Annotated in this window: 14 protein-coding genes, 1 tRNA gene and 3 pseudogenes; 7 read left to right on the top strand and 11 right to left on the bottom strand. The window is 65.9% G+C overall.

Annotated elements, in window-relative coordinates; all coding sequences use genetic code 11:
• Positions 1 to 148 precede the first annotated feature (148 nt).
• The 4 genes from G6N45_RS24255 to G6N45_RS24240 all read left to right on the top strand — a co-directional run bounded on the left by G6N45_RS24255 (position 149) and on the right by G6N45_RS24240 (position 4,040).
• Positions 149 to 769 (top strand): hypothetical protein, encoded by a 621-nt coding sequence (locus G6N45_RS24255; RefSeq protein ID WP_163725858.1) that lies wholly within the window; start codon positions 149 to 151, stop codon positions 767 to 769.
• A gap of 203 nt (positions 770 to 972) precedes the next feature.
• Positions 973 to 2,361, top strand: a complete 1,389-nt coding sequence (locus G6N45_RS24250) for an FAD-binding oxidoreductase (RefSeq protein ID WP_163725855.1) — start codon at positions 973 to 975, stop codon at positions 2,359 to 2,361.
• Positions 2,362 to 2,433: 72 nt separating this feature from the next.
• A tRNA-Met gene (locus G6N45_RS24245) sits at positions 2,434 to 2,507 on the top strand.
• Between the two features lie 153 nt (positions 2,508 to 2,660).
• Entirely contained in the window at positions 2,661 to 4,040 is a 1,380-nt protein-coding gene (locus G6N45_RS24240) for a Shedu immune nuclease family protein (RefSeq protein ID WP_246228780.1), read from the top strand.
• 85 nt (positions 4,041 to 4,125) lie between these two features.
• On the opposite strand, the gene G6N45_RS24235 is transcribed toward G6N45_RS24240, so the two are convergent.
• From G6N45_RS24235 to G6N45_RS24215, 5 genes and pseudogenes are all read right to left on the bottom strand, one after another.
• Positions 4,126 to 4,452 carry a type II toxin-antitoxin system RelB family anti-toxin gene (locus G6N45_RS24235; RefSeq protein ID WP_246229185.1) on the bottom strand — a complete coding sequence of 109 codons (327 nt, stop codon included), beginning with the start codon at positions 4,450 to 4,452 and terminating at the stop codon, positions 4,126 to 4,128.
• Between the two features lie 209 nt (positions 4,453 to 4,661).
• Positions 4,662 to 5,875, bottom strand: a pseudogene (locus G6N45_RS24230) (IS256 family transposase); the annotation flags it as partial.
• 137 nt (positions 5,876 to 6,012) lie between these two features.
• Positions 6,013 to 6,135, bottom strand: a pseudogene (locus tag G6N45_RS24225) (IS481 family transposase); the annotation flags it as partial.
• 109 nt (positions 6,136 to 6,244) lie between these two features.
• The gene (locus G6N45_RS24220) at positions 6,245 to 6,487 is read right to left on the bottom strand and encodes a hypothetical protein (RefSeq protein ID WP_163725848.1); all 243 of its coding nucleotides are present in this window, start codon (positions 6,485 to 6,487) and stop codon (positions 6,245 to 6,247) included.
• Positions 6,488 to 6,649: 162 nt separating this feature from the next.
• Positions 6,650 to 9,364 carry a tetratricopeptide repeat protein gene (locus G6N45_RS24215; RefSeq protein WP_163725844.1) on the bottom strand — a complete coding sequence of 905 codons (2,715 nt, stop codon included), beginning with the start codon at positions 9,362 to 9,364 and terminating at the stop codon, positions 6,650 to 6,652.
• 1,290 nt (positions 9,365 to 10,654) lie between these two features.
• Here G6N45_RS24215 and G6N45_RS24210 point away from each other — a divergent pair.
• Positions 10,655 to 11,144 (top strand): annotated as a pseudogene (locus G6N45_RS24210) (alpha/beta hydrolase); the annotation flags it as partial.
• On the opposite strand, the gene G6N45_RS24205 reads toward G6N45_RS24210, so the two are convergent.
• The 3 genes from G6N45_RS24205 to G6N45_RS24195 all read right to left on the bottom strand — a co-directional run bounded on the left by G6N45_RS24205 (position 11,144) and on the right by G6N45_RS24195 (position 13,453).
• A complete protein-coding gene (locus G6N45_RS24205) occupies positions 11,144 to 11,458 on the bottom strand; it encodes a putative quinol monooxygenase (protein WP_163725840.1) in 315 nt (104 codons plus the stop codon). The pseudogene G6N45_RS24210 and the gene G6N45_RS24205 overlap by 1 nt on opposite strands.
• Positions 11,459 to 12,439 (bottom strand): aldo/keto reductase, encoded by a 981-nt coding sequence (locus tag G6N45_RS24200; protein ID WP_163725835.1) that lies wholly within the window; start codon positions 12,437 to 12,439, stop codon positions 11,459 to 11,461.
• 132 nt (positions 12,440 to 12,571) lie between these two features.
• The gene (locus G6N45_RS24195; RefSeq protein WP_163725832.1) at positions 12,572 to 13,453 is read right to left on the bottom strand and encodes a helix-turn-helix transcriptional regulator; all 882 of its coding nucleotides are present in this window, start codon (positions 13,451 to 13,453) and stop codon (positions 12,572 to 12,574) included.
• Positions 13,454 to 13,823: 370 nt separating this feature from the next.
• On the opposite strand from G6N45_RS24195, the gene G6N45_RS24190 reads away from it, so the two are divergent.
• On the top strand, positions 13,824 to 14,489 hold the full coding sequence (locus tag G6N45_RS24190) for a GNAT family N-acetyltransferase (protein WP_163725829.1): 666 nt from the start codon (positions 13,824 to 13,826) through the stop codon (positions 14,487 to 14,489).
• 80 nt (positions 14,490 to 14,569) lie between these two features.
• Here G6N45_RS24190 and G6N45_RS24185 read toward each other — a convergent pair whose 3' ends face one another.
• From G6N45_RS24185 to G6N45_RS24175, 3 genes are read right to left on the bottom strand one after another with little or no spacing between them, the layout of a single operon-like run.
• Positions 14,570 to 15,829, bottom strand: a complete 1,260-nt coding sequence (locus G6N45_RS24185) for an MFS transporter (RefSeq protein WP_163725825.1) — start codon at positions 15,827 to 15,829, stop codon at positions 14,570 to 14,572.
• 10 nt (positions 15,830 to 15,839) lie between these two features.
• Complete coding sequence (locus G6N45_RS24180; RefSeq protein ID WP_163725822.1) at positions 15,840 to 16,448, bottom strand: phosphatase PAP2 family protein; 609 nt, start codon at positions 16,446 to 16,448, stop codon at positions 15,840 to 15,842.
• Between the two features lie 10 nt (positions 16,449 to 16,458).
• Entirely contained in the window at positions 16,459 to 17,013 is a 555-nt protein-coding gene (locus tag G6N45_RS24175; protein ID WP_163725819.1) for a Chromate resistance protein ChrB, read from the bottom strand.
• 154 nt (positions 17,014 to 17,167) lie between these two features.
• Between G6N45_RS24175 and G6N45_RS24170 the strand changes: the two genes are divergently transcribed.
• Positions 17,168 to 19,252: a heavy metal translocating P-type ATPase gene (locus tag G6N45_RS24170; RefSeq protein WP_163725816.1), complete on the top strand. Its 2,085-nt coding sequence runs from the start codon at positions 17,168 to 17,170 to the stop codon at positions 19,250 to 19,252.

Raw genomic sequence — 19,252 nt, 5'->3', positions numbered from 1 at the left:
TACGACAGAGACACGGTTCCGGATCCCAGAAGGTTCACCGGGCCGCCGCGCCGCCTGCGCTCGCCATTGCCCTCGACGACCCGGGAGAGGACGATGGAGGGGTTCGGCGGCGCCGGCGTGACGCCGCCGCGGACCATGGAGGCAAGCCATGTATGCACGGAGTTCGCACATTCACGCGCGGTCCTCGGCGATCGACGCCGGGATCGCTTACATCCACGACTCGGTGTGGCCCGCGCTCACCGGTCTGGACGGCTACGTCGGCTTGTCGCTGCTGGTGGACCGTCTGTCCGGGCGGTGCATCGTGACGACAGCATGGCAGTCGGAGGAGGCGATGATCGCCAGCCGCCGGGACGCCGACGCGATGCGCGACCGCGCCGCACAGATCCTCGGCGGTAGTCCCACCGTCGACGAATGGGAAATCGCCGCCGTGCATCGTGAGCACCACTCGACGCCCGGGGCGTGTGTTCGCGTGACGTGGGCGCGCGTCGACGCGGAACACATCGATCGCGCCATCGACGGCTACCGGCTGGCTACCGTCCCCGCACTGGCCGAACTCGACGGGTTCTGCAGCTGCAGCCTGCTGGTCGATCGCGACTCGGGATTCGGGGTCGCCACGGCCACTTTCGACACCCCGGAGGCGCTGAGGCGCAGCAAGTCGGCCACCGACGCGATGAAGGCCACGACGGTGCGCGATTCCGGGGTCGAGATTCTCGACGAATGTGAGTTCGACCTGGTCCTGGCGCACCTGCGGGTCCCCGAAATGGCCTGACCCTCCTCTTTCCCCGCGAGCGCGCGTGTTTGTACGTCGGCGCGCCGCCATACGCGTACACGCAGCGCGCGCTCGCTGGCGACGAGTGCGCTGCTAGAGTCCGGAACGGCGGCTTGGATTTTTCTTGGCACGCTGGCCAAGCGGCTGCCAAGCAGGGTTGGTGATACTTCTCGCGAGCACAGAGCTTGTGAGAGGGGACCTCGATGACCATCCCGACCGATGTGACGCGCGACGACGCACTACAGGCGCTGCGCGCGCAGGTCACCACGCACGTGGCGCTTCCCGGTGAACCGGGCTACGAACGCTGCGCGCCCTGGAATGTGGCGGCCTCGGTGACACCGGCGGCCGTGGTGCTGGCCACCTCGCCGGAGGACGTCGCCGGCACGGTCAGGTTCGCCGCGGCACACGGGTTCACGGTCACCGTGCAAGCCACCGGCCACGGCGCTGTCGAGGTCGGGCCCGGCACGATCATGGTGCAGACGTCGGCGATGAAGCACTGCGCTGTGGATGTCGTCAATCGAACCGCGCGCGTCGACGCCGGTGCGCGCTGGCAGGACGTGTTGGATGCCGCGACGCCGCACGGCCTTGCGCCGCTGTGCGGTTCAGCGCCGAGCGTGGGCGTCGTGGGCTTTCTGACCGGTGGCGGAATCGGTCCGCTGGTGCGCACGGTCGGTGCGTCGTCCGATCATGTGCGGGGATTCGAAGTGGTGACCGGAGATGGCCGGCTGCTGCAGGCGACGCCGGAGTGCAACGCCGACCTGTTCTGGGGGCTGCGCGGCGGCAAGGCGACGCTGGGGATCGTGACGTCGGTCGAGATCGACCTGCTGCCGATCGCCGAATTCTACGGTGGTGCCATGTATTTCGCCGGCGAGGACGCCGCCGCGGTACTGCACGCCTGGGCCGGTTGGTGTACCGGACTGCCCGAGACGGTGAACACGTCGATCGCGATCCAGCAGCTGCCGCCGATGCCCGGCGTGCCCGAGCCCCTTGCGGGCACGATGACGGTGGCATTGCGGTACACGGCGGTCGGCGATCTCGCGGAGGGGGAGCGGCTGCTCGCGCCGATGCGGGCCGCGGCGACTCCGCTGCTCGACACGGTGGCCGTGATGCCGTACGCGGCGATCGGGGCGGTGCACGCCGATCCGGTGGATCCGATGCCGGTCAGCGAGAACCAGGCGCTGCTGTCGGCGCTGCCGCCCGAGGCGGTCGATGCGCTGCTGGCGGTCGCGGGCCCGGGTTCGGGGTCGCCGCAGACGATCGTCGAGCTGCGGATGCTCGGTGGCGCGCTGGCGCGCGAGCCGCGGCACCGCAGCGCGTTCTGCCGGCGCGACGCGGCGTTCTCACTGGTGACCATCGGCGTCCCTGCGCCCGAGATTGCCGCCATGGTCGTCGAGCACGCGGCGGCGGTGGTCGCCTCGGTCGAGCCGTGGTCGACGGGCGGCCAGATGCCGAACTTCGCGCCCTCCTATGACCCCGCCCGGCCGTTACGGGTGTACAGCGAGGACACGCTGCATTGGTTGGCGGCCCTGGCCGACCGCTACGACCCCGCCGGTGTCCTGGCGACGGGCCAGGTCATCCGGACCCTGCGGTAGAACCGCGCCGCACCTTCTGAGCAGGCGATTTGGAGGGCCAGCGGCGACACCGGTAACCTAGCGTTCACCCGTCGCGGGGTGGAGCAGCTCGGTAGCTCGCTGGGCTCATAACCCAGAGGTCGCAGGTTCGAATCCTGTCCCCGCTACTAAGTGAAACGGCCCTCGGAGGTAACTCCGGGGGCCGTTTTCATGCCGGTTGGGAACACTTTTGGGAACATTAGGCGGGCTACACGCTCAGAGGTGCCTTGCGAGTAGTCGGCTCATAGGTCCACGGGCGCCACAGGAGAACGGTGGGGCGAGTGTCGTTTACCTTCGCGGAGTTGCCCGAGCCAAACGAGGTCACCTGGGCGACTGGGCGGTTCACGACGCGTACCTACGCCAGCCGGAGTTTCGTCATGACATTTGGTCAGGACGCCGGTCAGAAGGCGCGCTATATCCACAAGGTGTTCGACGAGGTACCCGCCGAAGATGACGATGACTGGGAATGGACAAAGGACGTGGTCTACACAACGCCCGGCGGACGCAAGCAGATCGAACTCAACGTCGCGCGATCTGCTGGTTCGGTGCGCAAGATTCGGATTCAGAAGGTGCCTACTTCAGGAGACGCAACCAAGCTCGAGCCCGTACTCGAACTCGACCGCGACCAGTCGACCCGGTTGATCGATCTCATCAAGGCACTGGATTCGATTCCGGTCGACGGTGAAAGCACCGTTTACGTCGACGACCAGGTTTTGCGCGATTTCTTCTCGGATCCAGGGGCGATGGGCCGCGCATATTCACAGGATCCTGAGCGATTTCGTGCACTCATTCAGAGCGACGCGGATGCCCGTGATGTCATCGCGTTGCAGCACAGACGCGAGGTCGTAGCGACGATGCGAACGTGGCTCGAGGACGATGCTGTGTTCGACGTCGAGAAGGACTCCGCCGGGGGGCCGGAACGTGCGTGGCAGCGACTGCTGGAGGCGAACCCGTGGGTACTTGGTATAGGCCTCGGAGGGCAGCTACTCACTTCTTGGGATAAGGGCAAGCTTGAAAAAGTCGTGGTCGGCAGCGATATAACGACGGTCGGCAAACGAGTTGATGCGCTGCTGCGTACGAACGGGATAGTGCGATCGCTGGCCTTCGCTGAGATCAAGCACCACCGAACGGAGTTGTTGGCCGAGGAATACCGATCTGGTGTGTGGCGGCCGTCGAACGAGCTGGCAGGGGCGGTGGTGCAGGTCCAACAGACCGTGCGAATGGCAGTCCGCGACCTCGGAGATTACATCGAGGATTCGGCCGAGGATGGCTCGCGGACGGGCACCGGCACCTTCGTTGTGCGACCACGTTCGTTTCTCATCGTCGGTTCGTTGAGCCAGTTGTTAGGCGATGGAGGTGGCCCAATAGACGATAAGGTGCATAGCTTCGAGCTATTTCGGCGCAATCTTCATGAGCCGGAGGTCATAACATACGACGAGCTCCTAGCCCGTGCCGAGTGGCACGTAAAGCTTGCCGAGGAGCAGGCAGCCGTTCGGCACGACGTCGAACCTCAGGATCATGATGGATCGATGCCGCAAGCTCCGGCCGGACAGACTGCGGAGACTGCACAAGCGTCAAACGTTGATCCGTGGGGACCGGCAAGCCCCGGATCTGCGATTGCCCAGAGCTCTGACCCGTGGGGTGACGAGGCGCCGTTCTGAGAGGCTGGCTTGCCCAGGTCGGCAGCACACGTCGGTTGAGTTCGGTCGGCGGCTTGTTCTGGTGGAGGCGGGAAGCAGCGCCGGGTCATGCATGCAATTCCACGGTGCTATCGCCGAATTCCGCGACGACACGCAGATTTCCCCCTAGGGCAGCCACGTACGACTGCAGCGTGCCTAGCTCGGTATGCGACAAATCGCCGCTCTCCAGCTTCGATACCCAGGCTTGCGAAACACCCATGAGCGCGGCGACGTCCGCCTGCCGGGCATGATGTGCCTTGCGAATGTCTGCAAGGCGCTGCGCCTGGACCCACCCGTGCAGCTCCTTGCGAGAGGCATCCGCTTGAGACGGGTCGACGCGCCCCTCCTTCACCGCCTCCGCGCGGATCTCGCGCCAGCTGCGTGCCATCGTCAGTCACCTCCCATATCGAGCCAGGCCCCGTATCGTTGCTCTGCGATCGGAATGTTTTTGTCGTACCAAGCTTTCCAATCGCCGGCCTTATCGCCGCCAAGCAATAGGATCGCCTGTCGTTCGGGATCGAAGAGGTCAAGTCCAAGGGCGTGGTGTACGACGTCGTCGTGTGATTCTTCGTCGTGATGGTTCAGGCGGTCAGTGCCGCGGGGGGTGTCCTCCTGTTCTGCTGGGGTGTCGTTGACGGCGCGTGATTTGCTCAGGATGTCGAGGCCGAGGTAGCGCCGGGACTCGGCCCATTCGTCGCGTTGTTCGGCCAAGACGGCGCCGACGAGGCGGATCAGGGCGTTGCGGTCGGGGAAGATGCCGACGACGTCGGTGCGCCGGCGGATCTCCTTGTTGAGCCGTTCCTGGGGGTTGTTGGACCAGATTTGGCGCCAGATCTGTTTGGGGAAGGCGGTGAACGCCAACAGGTCCGGTCGGGCGGCTTCCAAGTGCTCGGCGGTCTTGGGGAGTTTGTCGGCGAGCGCGTCGATGATCCGGTCATATTGCGCGGCAACGGATTCGGAGTCGGGTTGGTCGAACACCGAATGCAGCAGGGTGCGGACCCACGGCCAGGATGACTTGGGCGTGACGGCCATCAGATTGGTCGTGTAGTGGGTGCGGCAGCGCTGCCAGGTCGCCCCGGGCAGCGTCGCCCCGATCGCGGCCACCAGCCCGGCGTGCGCGTCGCTGGTGACCAGTTTGACCCCCGAGAGGCCTCGGGCGGTCAGCGACCGCCAGAAGGTCAGCCAGCCCGCGCCGTCCTCGGCGGTGCTGACGTCGATGCCCAGGATCTCGCGGTAGCCCTCGGCGTTGACCCCGACCGCGATCAGCGCGTGCACGTTCACGACACGACCCTGCTCGCGGACCTTGAGCACCAGGGCGTCGGCGGCGACGAACGTGTACGGGCCGGCATCCAAGGGGCGGGTGCGGAACGCCTCGACCGCGGCGTCGAGCTCCTTGGCCATCACCGACACCTGCGACTTCGACAACGACGTGATGCCCAGGGTTTCGACGAGCTTGTCCATCCGCCGGGTGATACCCCGAGCAGGTAGCAGGTGGCCACCACCGTGGTCAGCGCCCGCTCAGCGCGTTTGCGGCGTTCGAGCAGCCAGTCCGGGAAGTAGGAGCCCTGCTGCAGCTTCGGGATCGCCAGATCCAAACTACCTGTGCGGGTGTCGAACTGGCGGTGCCGTTACCCGTTGCGGGAGTTCGTCCGCTCAGCGCTGCGCTCGCCATAACCGGCGCCGCAAAGGGCATCGGCCTCGGCACCCATCAGGGTGTGGATGAACGTGGACAGCAGCTCACGCAACACGTCGGGGTGGCAGGTGGTGAGTCGTTCGGCAAACACAGCCGGCAGGTCGATATTGTGGGCAGCGGTCATCGCGTGTGTTCCTTCTTTGCTCGAGTGACTTTGGTCGGTCTCTCGAAGAATCACGCGATGACCTTCAATCACTCGGCTCCGACACGCCGGTACCGCTGATCAGGTCCGACTCATACACCACTCTGCTGGACGCAACCGGCGGTGGTGACGGCGACCTGGAATCGTTCGGCAGCCCGTCGCAGCGACCAGCCATCCTCGACGATGCACCGAGCCAGGCGCAGGCGACCGGTTTCTGACAACGGGGCATTACGGTGGGACACTGAAGACCTCCGAGATGAGTTGGTGCGTTCCTAGACAGCTCGCACTTCACTCGGAGGTCTTCTTCATGTCACCACGCCACGCCGTACCTAACGTCCGTGGTCAGTACATCTAGCCCTCTGCGCGCGACCGCTGCTCGCTGATGTTCGTGGCTGCGGGATGCAGGTGGCGACAGCGCACTTCAGACGTATTGGGCGGTGGCGACCCAGTGACGGCGTGCATGAGTTTGACGCATACATCGCCGTCGAGAATGGCCGGAACCATCAAGTAGCCGTGACGGCGGGCGTACTGATCGATGCGCTCCCGTTCGGTGGTTGTTATTCCCGTGTCGAGGTGCAACACCAATGTGGGCACGGCTCAACGCTATCGGGCCGATCGGGGTGCTTTGTGCACAAATCTTCTAGCTGACACGACGCAGGCCGAGCGGATGGGGGATTGATCCGGCCTGGAGGCCGAGAGGGCACCTTGCGCGTGATGTCGACGCTGGTTCCAACCGCCCGTAGCGCATCGGGGCTACTAGTTGTCCTCACTGCAGCCCGTCGGTGGCCCGGCATTCTCCTGTCTCTCCGTGCGGCCGATGATACGGCCATCGTCGAGAATGATCACGTCTGGGTCGTACGCGCGCATTATGCCTATCAGTCGGCCAATCATCGGGTGACCACCTGGAAATTGCGTGGCAACGATGCGCAGCGCCCGCTCGTAGAGCTCGCGGGCTTTGGCCGGCTGCCCCAGGTCAGCCCACGCGGTCCCCAGGTTTCTGAGGGTGATCGCGACTTGGGGGTGGTCGGGGCCGTACTCCCGCTCCTCGATGCGCAGCGCCCGCTCGTAGAGCTCGCGGGCCTTGGCCGGCTGCCCCAGGTCGCCCCACGCGTTTCCCAGGTTCATGAGGGTGCTCGCGACTTGGGGGTGGTCGGGGCCGTACTCTCGCTCCTTGATGCGCAGCGCCCGCTCGTAGAGCTCGCGGGCCTTGGCCGACTGCCCCAGGTCGCCCCACGCGTTTCCCAGGTTCATGAGGGTGCTCGCGACTTGGGGGTGGTCGGGGCCGTACTCTCGCTCCTTGATGCGCAGCGCCCGCTCGTAGAGCTCGCGGGCGCTGGCCGGCTGCCCCAGGCCAGCCCACGCGGTCCCCAGGTTCATGAGGGTGATCGCGACTTGGGGGTGGTCGGGGCCGTACTCTCGCTCCTCAATGCGCAGCGCCTGCTCGTAGAGCTCGCGGGCGTTGGCCAGCTGCCCCAGGTCAGCCCACGCGTTTCCCAGGTTCATGAGGATGGTCGCGACTTGGGGGTGGTCGGGGCCGTAGTCCCGCTCCTCGATGCGCAGCGCCCGCTCGTAGAGCTCGCGGGCGTTGGCCGGCTGCCCCAGGTCAGCCCACGCGGTCCCCAGGTTCATGAGGCTGGTTGCGACGTGGGGGTGGTCGGGGCCGTACTCTCGCTCCTCGATGCGCAGCGCCCGCTCGTAGAGCTCGCGGGCGTTGGCCGGCTGCCCCAGGTCGCCCCACGCGTTTCCCAGGTTCGTGAGGGTGGTCGCGACTTGGGGGTGGTCGGGGCCGTACTCCCGCTCCTTGATGCGCAGCGCCCGCTCGTAGAGCTCGCGGGCCTTTGCCGGGTCCCCCAGCCTAACCAACGCGTTCCCCAGGTTGGTGAGGATCATCGCGACCTTGGCGTGGTCTGGGCCGTAGGCAGCTTCGCTGAGCTCAAGTAACCGCTGCAGCGGAGGAACTTCTCCGGTCGAATCGTGACGTGCGTAGCTGAAATCCGCGGCCTGCCAGAGCCATTCCGCGGCCGGGTTGTCGATGGCGGCCACCGACGCCCACGCCCGAGCCGCGGCGCTGAGGTCACCGTCGGTGTGGGCGCGGAACCCTATACGTCCAACCGCCTCGGAATCGTTGGCGATGTGAGCTGTCTCGAGAGCGCTCATCCACACCGACTCGGTCAGACCCCTCCCCTCAGCACGTCGGATCTCGGTGATCCCCGGGTGAGCAGCGACAGCCGGCTCGTCTGGGCTATCAGTCACCAGGGACAGGAGCGAGGCGCCACTGACGACGGGGGAGGTGGCCCACTTCAGGGCCTCGGCCAAATGTGTCGGTTCGATCCTCTGATGCCGCGCCAGCCGATGCTGGGCCAGGGCAGCCAGCCGGTCGATCCCCAACGGACGGCCAATGTCGGTGCAGGTCCACTCCAGGACGATCTCGACAGTTACCCGCGCCAGAGCACAGTCATCACCGACTGGCTCGTATGGGCAACTGTGGTCGCCACCCCGCAAACGCTTGAGCAGTGTCGCGGCGACCGTGAAGGCTGCCCCGATGCCATCGCTGAAATCCACCCCCGGATACGCCGCCGCAGCGCGGCCCAGTTCCGTGGCCGACGGCAACCGCTCCAGTAGGACCGGATCGCCGAAAGCTTCGACAACAGATGGGTTCTTGGTTGCCCAGACTTCATATTGGATCGATGAGATCGTCGCCACGATCCGCAATCCCGGCGCCCCCTCCCTGCAGCGACGCAACATCGCCGCAGTCAGCCCTTCCTCTGTGAACGTGTCGACCCGATCGAGCCACAGCAATAGCGCTGTCCCGGGCGCGACCCGCGATAGCACGTCGAGATCTCCCACAGCAGTCGTTAGGCCACGCGGCGCCAGTGGAACTAAGACCCGCGGCGAGGTCGGTACGGTCAAGGCCAGTTGGTAGGCGGTGCGCGTGACTCCGCTGACCGGAGTGCCGACGAGCAGGACCACACCATCGGATTGAAGACGTTTGCGGGCAACCTTGTCGATATCACGATCGACGTATGGCGCCACGCCTTCCCCGCCCGCGGTGTAGCGTTCCGCTATCCGCGATCGGCCCACACCCAGTTGCTCATAGGGGTCGACGTCACGAATCTTCGGCAAGGGCCATAGAAGGCAGTCCTGGACCGCCTGTAACCACTTGGCCTCTTCCGCGGCTTCTTCCCGCCGCTTCTGCGCTTCTGAGGCCTTCATTGCCCGACGGTCGGTGCCCAGCTTCTCGAGCGCTACCGCCGCTCCGACCCCAGCGACAACGATCGTCGCGAGCAGGCGCGACCACAGCGGGGCCTCCAGTAGAGTCAAGACGGTATATGCAGCGGCCGCAACCGCAGCGCCGATACCGAGGACCGTGCCAGCCGGAAGACGCCGCACCCGAGACATCCGACTAGAACCGTCCATGGTCGCCTGCTGTCGCCGCCCGGCCTGCACATCATTAAATCTGAACTGGCTCACGCTTCTCCCGATTTGTTGGCGGCTGCAGGGGCCGTGAACTGGGTGTTATGGGGCGATTCGGTCCTGGCCGACTACCAGTGCGGCGGAGACCCGCGACATCCCGGATCGGATCGTCTCCTAACGATTCTGCGCAGATCGGGCTCGGCGCACAGCATCGACGAGCAGGTCCGCAAAGCCGACGTGCCGTCGACGGACACGCCCCGGTCAAACTCAAACCGCTAGGTTCAGCTCGCCCGGCGGCGCGACGCTGGTCACCCCCACGTTGGAGGCCAAGACCCGCGCCCCGCGGGCTGGACAACGGGCTAAACCACCAACTGAAGCGCGCAGTCAACGTACGTCCGATGCCTCCCACCCGTCGTGGATATCGCGACGAGCCTCCGGATGTCCAAACACACTGCAGGCCGGCCCGATCTACCACACTTGCGTTAATCCATCGAGGCTCAGTTAAGCATCGTGGTCGCCACGATGGCCATCAATCGCCACGTCTAATCCATACCGGCTGAGGCAAGAACGAATTCGTTCGTGCCGCCCGCTGATATCGCACAGTGAAGATCAAGCCCGAAAGCAGACTCTGACCGCAGCCGACCGGCTGCCCGGCGACCTCCGCACATCCCTTGTGCATCGAAATAGTCTCCATTGTCGGCAATCCAGTATGCGGCAATATTGGTCTTCATCGACCAAAGGCGCTCTGCGCTAGCTGCCGTTCCATCGTCGATTTGCAACCGCTCTCTGGCAAAGTATCCATGCCTGTGTTGCAGAGCAGCTCATGTTTCTGGCGGACCAGCCTGGATATGTTTGCTCGCAACGGTCAAGGCCGTCGACGATCGCCAGCTAACAATCGAACGCAAAGACTGGTGATTTGGGAACAAATTTGGGAACAAAACTCCGCGAAACGTTCCCAAACGGGTGCAATCAGACGGGACCGACCGGACGTCCACACCCGCACTGAGCTGCGCAAATGCGAAGCAGTGGGTGTCGAGAAACCCCCTGGCCCAGAGGTCGCAGGTTCGAATCCTGTCCCCGCTACTAAGTGAAGCGGCCCTCGGAGATACTCCGGGGGCCGTTTTCGTGCCCGATGAGGACACCTTGGGATGATGCGATCGGCGTTGGACGCCGTGGCAGCGGTTGTCTCGTTTGTAGATCGCTACCGGTGCTACTTTCGGAGACCGTGCGAGAACGAGGAGGTGGTACCCGTGAACGTATCGACATGGGTGCTCCTCTTCGGGGTCACGGTCGGGCGATAGGTCGTCCGGGAGCGCCGATAAACGAGCACTGCCGAAAGGCATGGCCATGCACTTCACTTCCGAACGGCGCCTCGATGATGGCCGCCTCGAACGCCCATTCGCCCTTGGTTACATTCCCGGTGCCCTGGGAGGCCCGCATCCTCACCTGCGCCGCTGATCCTGCTCGGCCAGTCCGGCGGACCGGGCGGATTACGCAAGATGTACCCGCGGCCGGCGAGCCGAGCCGGGAGCTCCGTGGCGAGTGGCTTCGCCGCGGCCATCATCGAGCTCCCCGGTAGCAGGGAGCGCCCACCGCTGGCCGACACGGAGCCGGACCGCGCCGATCTGCACCGGGCGTTGACGGCCGGACATCCGGTCGACGACATCGTCGACCGTCTTATCCTCCCGCTCGTCGTCGAGAAGGCGGTGCCGAAATGGCAGTCCACCCTCGAGGCACTGCTTTCACTACCCAGATCAGCGGCCCGGTCGGGTATTCGGGCGGGGTGATCGCCATCGGCATCCGGCTCGCGGTGGTCGAACCGGCCATCGCGGCCGCCTAGCGGTCGGTGAGTCGGAAGTTCGTGATGACCTGCAATGGAACTTCGACTAACGGAAGTAGCTGCGCGACGACACGGGTTACGTTGGGGTGTTCAGCATGTTCGGCAATCGCGGCGTCGGACGCCCACCCGTCGACGATGAAGAAGCATTCGGGCTCATCGCTGTTCTGGTAGATGTCGTAGTACAGGCAGCCTGCCTCCTGCCGGGCGGGCTCCACCAGCTCCAGCAGCAGGCGTTTTACCGCTTCCCGCTGGGCCGGCATGCTGCGTACTGTGCAGATGATGTGTCGTTCTTGGGTTTTGGTGGTGTTCATTTAGCGGTTGATGGTTTTCTGCATCTGGGCGGTGTAGCGGTCGCCTTGGATCTTTACTTGGGTGATGGCTTCGTGGATGCGGTGCAGATCGTCTGCGGTCAGTTCTATTGCGTCGGCGCCGATGTTCTCTTCGAGGCGGTGCAGCTTGGTGGTTCCCGGAATTGGGGCTATCCAGGGCTTTTGCGCCAGCAGCCAGGCAAGGGCGACCTGGGCGCGGGTGGCGTCCTTGGCTTCGGCGATCTCGCCGAGCAGGGCTACGACAGCCAGGTTGGCTTGTCGGGCTTCGGCTTCGAAGCGGGGCAGCGCGTTGCGCACGTCGTTGTTGTCGAACTGGGTGTCTTCGTTGATGGCGCCGGTGAGGAATCCTTTGCCGAGCGGGCTGAACGGCACGAAGCCGATGCCCAACTCCTCCAGAGTCGGCATGACCGACTGTTCGGGTTCGCGCCACCACAGGGAGTACTCACTCTGCAAAGCCGAAACCGGCTGAACAGCATGGGCTTTGCGGATGGTGTCGGCGCCGGCCTCAGACATGCCGAAGTACTTGACCTTGCCTTCTGCGATCAACTCCTTGACCGCACCCGCGACCTCTTCGATCGGAATGTTCGGGTCGACGCGGTGCTGGTAGAACAGGTCGATGCGATCAGTCTGCAGCCGCTTGAGTGACTGCTCGGCGACAATGCGGATCCGCTCGGGCGAGCTGTCCAGCCCTGCGGTGGAGTTGCCGTCCTTGAATCCGAACTTGGTGGCGTAGACCACGGTGTCGCGGACCGGGGCCAACGCCTGGCCGAGCAGGCGCTCGTTGGCTTCGCCATAGGCCTCGGCGGTGTCGAACAGGGTCACACCCCGCTCGGCTGCGGCCCGGATCAAAGCGATGGCGTCATTGGTGTCGGCTGCCGGTCCGTAGCCAAAAGTGAGCCCCATCAGACCCAGACCGATCGAGGACACTTCCAGGCCGCTGCGGCCCAGGTTGCGCTTCTTCATCGTCGTTCTCCTCGTTGCTTCGTCAGTGCTCCTGGTTGCTGCGACACGCCTGAACGTGTCGCCTCCATCCATGAAACCCGCGATTCCCCGCACCTGACTGGCCACGCTGTGAGGGGTACTGACAAAGACCCCCTACTGCTGCGTATCCGCATTGACGTCTGTTGACCGTCCGGTGGTGGCTGACCAGCTGGCCAGCAGCTTCAAGGCATCCTCGGACGGGCTGCCCTGAGCGGGGGTGTATACGGCCATGGTCAGGGCGGTGTCGCCAGGTATGTCCAGCGATTCGTACTGCAGTTCCAGGTCGCCGACGACCGGATGGTGGAACCGTTTTGTTCCGTCGCGGAACACGTGGACATCCTGGGCCCCCCATAGCATCCGGAAGGTGTCGCTTCGCGTCGAGAGTTCGCCGATGAGGTTCGACAGTTCCCGGTCATAGGGTGATTTGGCGGCTTCCACGCGCAGGGCGCCTGCCGCTCCGCGCGCAACTCGTTCCCAGTCGCCGTAGAACCGTTGGGCGGCGGGGCTGAGGAAAACGAACCGAGTGGTGTTTTGTTGACAGCCCGGGTCGGCGAACATCTCCGAATACAAGGCGCGGCCAAGAGGATTTGCGAGTAGAACGTCGAAACGGTTGTTCTGAACGAAGGCAGGCAGTGTATTCATCGCGCCGATGATGCGTTGCACACTCGGGCGTATGGCGGGTGTCTTGGCCGTCGAACGCTTACGCGTCGGCGTGGAGTTTGCAGATCGCGCCAGATCGTGGAGATGGTCGTGTTCGGTCTCGGTGAGCTGCAGCGCCCGAGCCAACGCGTCCAGCACACTGGCCGACACACCGCGCAGATCGCCCCGCTCCAGTCGGGTGTAGTACTCGATGCTCACCCCGGCCAGCATGGCCACCTCGCCGCGCCGCAGACCAGGAACTCGCCGTGTGCCGTACGCGGGCAGGCCGGCTTGCTCCGGGGTGACCTTGCCTCGGCGCGAGGTCAGGAATGCTCGAACCTCAGCACGGCTGTCCATAGGCCGATTGTCCACGATTCCGGTCGAATGACGACCGAAGTTGGGCTCCCTGGCAGTACCCCCAACAGCTCCCCGGCAGTACCCCCAACAGCGCTGCCTCCCCCTTATGGCTTCGAGGGACTCAACGGTGTCGCCGGCGCCATAGTGACCGTCCGCGCCGTCGGGTCGCGATCCGGGCCCGTGCCGCTGCTATGGGGCCGATGGTGGCGTAGGCCAATTCGGCGATCGTCGGCTTCGGCGTGCCGCTGAGCGATGAGCTTCCCGTACGGCCAGGGTTGTGCCGAAGGCAGACCACTTGTCGCCGGATCCAACGGCTCCGGCACACGCTGAACACCACATTGTGCCGCCCGACGCGCCTACGCTCAGTGTCATGACCGACCATGACGAGGCTGCGGCACGACGCGAGATCGCAGATGCGCTTCTGACCGCCCTCGACCGCCGTCACGAACTCCTGGACGCCATCGTCGAAGCCGATTCTCGTCAGGCCGCGGTGACAGCGGTGTCGCAGCTTCTCGGGGCATCGCAACGTGCGGGCGAAGCCGTCATCGGCATGTCGTTCGAGCAGCTCACCCGAGAATCACGACGCAAGATCAAGGCCGAACTCGACGACCTGAACAGTCGGCTGACGTTCACCCTCAACGAGCGACCGGCCGCGTCGGGCGAAACGTTGGAGTTGAGGCCCTTCTCGTCGAACGCCGACCGCGACATCTTCGCCGCCCGCACCGCGGACGTCGGCGCCGCCGGCGACGGTTCCGGCGCACCAGCCGGAGACCTCGACAACGAGATCGGCTCTGCGCAGGGCCGGGTCAGCGCCGAGGAGGCGGCGTGGTTCGTGGTCCTCGAGGGCGACGAGAAGGTCGGGATGGTTTTCGGCGAACTCTTCATGGGCGAGGTCAACGTTCGCGTCTGGATCCATCCGGAGAAACGGGGGCGTGGTTACGGCACCGCGGCGTTGCGCAAGTCACGCTCCGAGATGGCTTCGTACTTCCCCGCCGTGCCGATGGTGGTGCGCGCACCGGGTTCCCGCGCCGGATAGGCCATGGGCGCGCGGTACTGAATCAGCCAGAAATGGGCCCCATGGTCTAGTCGGTCACCCACCGGACGGCGGCGCGCTCCTCAGGAGACATTCCGGACGGCCGGATGGAGACGCCGCAAGACCGACGCCAAGCCGACGAGAGATACCGCGTTGGCCGCAATGATCACCCCGATGGCGATCGTGGGGGAGACGTCGTAGGCGGCGCCGAGGAGCGCACCCGCGATCAGCAGCGCGAGCCCTCGCAGCAGCGCCAGCCAGCCGAAGGCGATCGCCCGGGTGTCGGGCGGGACCAGTTCGGTGACAACAGCTTTCACCGTGGAATCGAGGACGCCGTTGACGATGCCCCACACTGCGACGCCAATCCACACCAGAGCCGGATTGTCCGTGAAGGCCACCGCCGAGCATGCGGCCGCCACGGGCACTGCCAGCAGGGTGAGCGGCCCGCGCTTGTCGTAGACGCGGCCCATCACCAACCCGGCCGCACCGTCGACCGCCATCGCGACCGCGAACAGGACGGGCACCTGCGCATCAGTGAGAAGGCCGGTGCGTTGAGCGTGATAGGCCAGCAACGGGAAGGCGGCGACGCCACAGGACAGCACGCCGATGGTGACGACGTACTGCCAGAAGCGGACGGGCAGCCCTCGCGCGATCCCGCCACGTCGCGTCGTCTCGGCGTCGTGGGACGGAAGTGGCGCTGGTAGCTCCTCGTAGCTGCGCGGATCCGGGACACGGAAGCGAAGCCAGAAGAGCAGGATCAGGACCAGCACGCCCGGGATGATGAGCACCCCGAACGCGAGCCGATAGTCGCCGGCGTGCGCGCTGAGAACCGCTGCCAGCAGCAGGGGGCCCGCGATGGCGCCGGTCTGGTCGAGTGCCTGGTGGACGCCGAAGGCGCTGCCGCGGCCGGTGTTGGTGGACGCGTGCGACAGCAGGGTGTCCTTGGCCGGGGAGCGCACCGCCTTGCCGAGCCGTTCGGTGCCGTAGAGCAGCAGCGCGGGCACGAGGGAGCCGCTGACCCCGATCAACGGCACGCTGAGCACCGTCAGGGCGTACCCGGTGATGGTCCAGGCCCAGTAGTGCTGGGTGCGGGCGATGGCATAGCCGGAGACGACGCGCAGCGCGTACCCGATGAATTCGCCTGCACCGGCGACCAATCCGACGAGCGCGGCGGACGCTCCGAGGGTCGCCAGGTAAGGGCCGATGATGCTGCGCGCCCCTTCGTACACCATGTCGGCGAGCAGGCTCACCATGCCGAAGAGCAGAACGAAGTGCCACGGTGTCAGGCCTCGGGACGTCGGACCCGCGGCGGCCGTTGCCGGACCGTCCGGTGTGGCGTTCATCGGGGGTTTCTCACGTCCGGGATTCTTCGAGAGTCGACTGTGCGCCTGGTCTGAACAGGATGCGCAGTGGACTGCGGTCGGCACGTGCGAGCAACCACCGCAGCAGCGGCCGGACAAGCAGGTACCCGGCCACACTGATCGCAGCCCCGAGCAACAGTCCGGCGATGACGTCGCCGGGGTAGTGCGCGCCGACGTAGACGCGGGCGCCTGCCATGGCCAGTGCGGCGACGGCGCTCAGCACGCCAAGCTGGCGGTGGACCAGCCAGAGCCCGGCGGTGATCGCGCCCGCCATGACGGCGTGGTCGCTGGGGAATCCTGCATCGTTGCCGCAGTGCAGCACCACGATGTCGTGAAGTGCTCGGCACGGGCGGGTCTCGTCGACAGCCGACGCAACGGGCTGGTTGATGGCGAGCGCGCACAGCATGCCCAGTGGCGCCCACGCCGCGGCCACCATGCGACCGCGATCGTTGTCGTGACGGGCGATCCACCATCCCCCCAACAGGAGACCCGCGAAGAGGACGACGCCGTAGCTGGCGTATCCGGACACAACAGGGTGCAGCCACGGTGTGTCCCGCGCGAAGTCGTTGACGGCGTAAAAGAGGCGGGTGTCGATGTTCATGCGCGGGCCATCACATCTGGTGCAGGGCCGCGAAGACCCGTTCGGTGTAATCGGCCAGGCGGTCCGCGCACGCCTTGAGCCGTTGCTCGGCTTCGGCGGCGGACGGGGCGACGAACACGTCGCGGACCATGATGTCGCGGTGCCATCGCCGCAACCGGTCCAGACTCTGCTCTTCTTCCTCGAGTTCGGCGACGGTGAACTTGGCTGAGGCGATCTCCTTGTCGATCTCGGCGTCGAACTTCGCACAGTCGGCCAGGAACTCGGCCCACTCCTCGCTGCGTTCGGAGGTGAACAGTGCCTCCAGGCGCGCCGCGTCCGACTCGTGACGTCCCGCGGCGTCGAGGACCATCACCTCGCCGTCCCCGCGTTCGGCCAACTCGATCACCCGCGCCACACCGTCGGCGAACACCGGAACGTTCGGCACCGTCCACACCCCCTGGCCGACCTGCAGTGCGCCGGCCCGGCGCAACTCCCGCCAGACAGCGACCCGGTGCCGGGACGGCTCGGCGGGCACTTTCACGATCAGCACCAGCCATCGCGTCGTCGGGTCGTTGTCGAGTGCCATCGGGGCAATGTAACACCAGTTACATCAATCGACGTAGCGACTGGCTCCTGGCAGGCGACGCTGCTGAGGCAGCCAGCCTTGACCATATACCCCCTAGGGGTATATGGTCGGCTCAGTGGTCCGCGAACACACGTCCGTCGCGAAGGAAAGCGCCATGACACAGCCACACGAGCACCACGGCTCCGCAGTAGCGACCTCTCCGACCGACGAGCACGCCGAACACGACGGCCATGACGGTCACGGCGGTCATGCCGGCCACGGCGACCATGTCGCCCAGTTCCGACAGCTCTTCTGGATCAACGTGGTCATCGCGATCCCTGTCGTCTTCTTCTCGGCCATGTTCGCGATGCTGCTGGGCTATCAGGTCCCTGAGTTCCCGGGTGTCCGCTGGGTGGCACCGTTGCTCGGTACCGTCATGTACGCCGTCGGCGGTCGTCCCTTCCTCACCGGGGCGGTCAGCGAGATACGTTCTCGCAAGCCGGGAATGATGCTCCTGATCGGGTTGGCGATCACCGTCGCGTTCCTCGCGTCCTGGGGCGCCAGTCTCGGACTGCTCCATCATGAGCTTGAATTCTGGTGGGAGCTCGCGCTGCTCATCGTCATCATGCTGCTCGGCCACTGGGTCGAGATGCGTTCCCTGGCGCAGACGACCTCCGCGCTGGACTCGTTGGCCGCGTTGCTCCCCGATCAAGCCGAGAAGATCGACGGCGACCAGACGGTCGTCGTTTCCCCGGCTGATCTGCGCGTCGGCGACGTCGTGATCGTCCGACCCGGCGGCAGCGTCCCCGCCGACGGCACGATCGTCGACGGCCGTGCCGCCATGGACGAATCGATGGTGACCGGCGAATCGCGGACGGTCGCCCGCGCCGTCGGGGACGCGGTCACGGCGGGAACCGTGGCCACCGACTCGGGGTTACGGGTCGAGGTGACCGCGACCGGCGACGACACCACCCTGGCCGGGATTCAACGCCTGGTCACCGAAGCGCAGAACTCCTCGTCACGCGCTCAGCGTCTCGCCGACCGTGCTGCGGGCTGGCTGTTCTGGTTCGCCCTGATCACCGCGGCCGTCACCGCGATGGTGTGGACATCGGTCGGGGAGCCTGACGCGGCGGTCGTGCGCGCGATCACCGTGCTCGTCATCGCGTGCCCCCACGCCCTCGGCTTGGCGATCCCGCTGGTGGTCTCCATCGCCACCGAACGCGCCGCTCGGGGCGGCGTTCTGATCAAAGACCGGCTCGCCCTCGAGAGCATGCGCACCGTGGACGCCGTGCTGTTCGACAAGACGGGCACCCTCACCAAGGGTGAACCGACGGTCACCGCGATCGACGCCGTCGGCGATCTGACCGAGGACGCCGTCCTTGCACTGGCGGCCGCGGCAGAAGCCGACAGCGAACACCCTCTGGCACGGGCCATCGTGCGCGCTGCGCAGGCGCGCGGACTTTCCGTGGCGCGCGCGAGCGGGTTCACCTCCTCACCGGCGGTCGGTGTCACCGCCGAGGTCGACGGCCACCAGATCCAGGTGGGCGGGCCGCGCCTGCTCGAGGAGGTCGGTGCCCGCGAAGTCGGCGCCGCCGCCGGTTGGCGCGACGAGGGCGCGATCATCCTGCACGTCGTTCGGGACGGCACCGTGGTCGGCGGTCTGCGCCTGGCCGACGAGATCCGCCACGAATCCCGCGAAGCCGTCGATGCCTTGCATGAACTCGGCATCGAGGTGGTCATGATCACCGGTGACGCCGAAGCGGTCGCCAATGCGGTGGGCCGGGAACTCGGGATCGACCGTGTCTTCGCCGGGGTGCGCCCGGAAGACAAGGCGGCGAAAGTGGCTGGGCTCCAACATGAAGGCAAGAAGGTCGCCATGGTCGGTGACGGTGTCAACGACGCGCCGGCGCTGGCGCAGGCAGACGTCGGCATCGCGATCGGCGCCGGAACCGACGTCGCGATCGCCTCGGCGGGTGTCATTCTGGCCAGTTCCGATCCGCGCTCGGTGCTGTCGGTGATCGAACTGTCGCGCGCCACCTATCGCAAGATGAAGCAGAACCTGTGGTGGGGTGCGGGATACAACCTGATCTCGGTGCCGCTGGCCGCCGGTGTCCTGGCGCCGATCGGCTTCGTCCTGCCCATGTCGGTCGGTGCGGTTCTGATGTCGCTGTCGACCGTGGTCGTCGCGCTCAACGCGCAGCTGCTGCGTCGGCTCGATCTGAGACCGGAGGCCAGTACCCGCGCCATTTTGCAGCGTTAG

This window comes from Mycolicibacterium psychrotolerans, assembly GCF_010729305.1.
GTDB classification, from domain to species: domain Bacteria; phylum Actinomycetota; class Actinomycetes; order Mycobacteriales; family Mycobacteriaceae; genus Mycobacterium; species Mycobacterium psychrotolerans.
This window is presented reverse-complemented; position numbering and strand designations above follow the sequence as displayed.

What these genes read in the sequence shown, in the direction of transcription:
- G6N45_RS24255 (WP_163725858.1), top strand. Translation starts at nt 149, where the DNA reads ATGTATGCACGGAGTTCGCACATTCACGCGCGGTCCTCGGCGATCGAC.
- G6N45_RS24250 (WP_163725855.1), top strand. Translation starts at nt 973, where the DNA reads ATGACCATCCCGACCGATGTGACGCGCGACGACGCACTACAGGCGCTG.
- G6N45_RS24205 (WP_163725840.1), bottom strand. Translation starts at nt 11,458, where the DNA reads ATGAACACCACCAAAACCCAAGAACGACACATCATCTGCACAGTACGC.
- G6N45_RS24200 (WP_163725835.1), bottom strand. Translation starts at nt 12,439, where the DNA reads ATGAAGAAGCGCAACCTGGGCCGCAGCGGCCTGGAAGTGTCCTCGATC.
- G6N45_RS24195 (WP_163725832.1), bottom strand. Translation starts at nt 13,453, where the DNA reads ATGGACAGCCGTGCTGAGGTTCGAGCATTCCTGACCTCGCGCCGAGGC.
- G6N45_RS24190 (WP_163725829.1), top strand. Translation starts at nt 13,824, where the DNA reads ATGACCGACCATGACGAGGCTGCGGCACGACGCGAGATCGCAGATGCG.
- G6N45_RS24185 (WP_163725825.1), bottom strand. Translation starts at nt 15,829, where the DNA reads ATGAACGCCACACCGGACGGTCCGGCAACGGCCGCCGCGGGTCCGACG.
- G6N45_RS24180 (WP_163725822.1), bottom strand. Translation starts at nt 16,448, where the DNA reads ATGAACATCGACACCCGCCTCTTTTACGCCGTCAACGACTTCGCGCGG.
- G6N45_RS24175 (WP_163725819.1), bottom strand. Translation starts at nt 17,013, where the DNA reads ATGGCACTCGACAACGACCCGACGACGCGATGGCTGGTGCTGATCGTG.
- G6N45_RS24170 (WP_163725816.1), top strand. Translation starts at nt 17,168, where the DNA reads ATGACACAGCCACACGAGCACCACGGCTCCGCAGTAGCGACCTCTCCG.